General features: G+C 67.6%; 1 protein-coding gene. It reads right to left on the bottom strand.

The features are described 5' to 3' along the window. Positions 1 to 75 precede the first annotated feature (75 nt). Complete coding sequence (locus tag ACTQ48_RS11400) at positions 76 to 369, bottom strand: hypothetical protein (protein ID WP_441159374.1); 294 nt, start codon at positions 367 to 369, stop codon at positions 76 to 78. Positions 370 to 612 lie beyond the last annotated feature (243 nt).

Here is a 612-nt window from a genome sequence, read left to right as displayed (position 1 = left end):
CCTCGATGCGCTTGCGGGCCTCCCGCATGTCGGTGATGGCCTGATCGAGTTCGACTAGGTGGGCTAGTAGGTCGCTCACGATTCGTCACCCGCCTCGATCCGCTTGGCGCGCATGTCCGCCCCGGCGGTTCGTCCCTCGTCCCACGCCTCCGCCTTGGCCTGCCGGATGATGTCGGGCAGGACGGCGGAGAGGGCGAGGTCGGCCAGGTGTTGATCGTGAAGCTCGACCACGCCGCCCAGCTCGGACCAGTCACATCCCGCGCAGCGGATCGACCAGCTCGGCACATGAACATCAAAGTTGTGGCTCGCGATGGCCTCGGCGGCTCGCTCGCGCACCTCGTCGGTCAGGTATCGGTCGAGGTCACTCATCGTCATGCCTCCTCTTGCTGTGACGGGCGAGACTGCTGCCGTACGGGTCGGAGTCGTAGCGCTCGTGGGGGCACGGGCTGCCGTCGCTCATGACCGGACCTCCGTCCCGAGCCACAGCCCGACGCAGATCATGCCGATGGACAGCAGGACCGCGATGACGGGCACGATGATGTCGAGCACGATGCGGCGGGTCATGACGCACCGCCGAGCGCGGCGAAGTCGATCCCGGCGGCACGCATCGGC

Origin of the sequence: Collinsella sp. Sow4_E3 (genome assembly GCF_052116285.1) — a bacterium.
GTDB lineage: Bacteria > Actinomycetota > Coriobacteriia > Coriobacteriales > Coriobacteriaceae > Collinsella.
The sequence above is the reverse complement of the archived record's forward strand: the minus strand, read 5'-3'. Positions and strand labels throughout refer to the sequence as shown.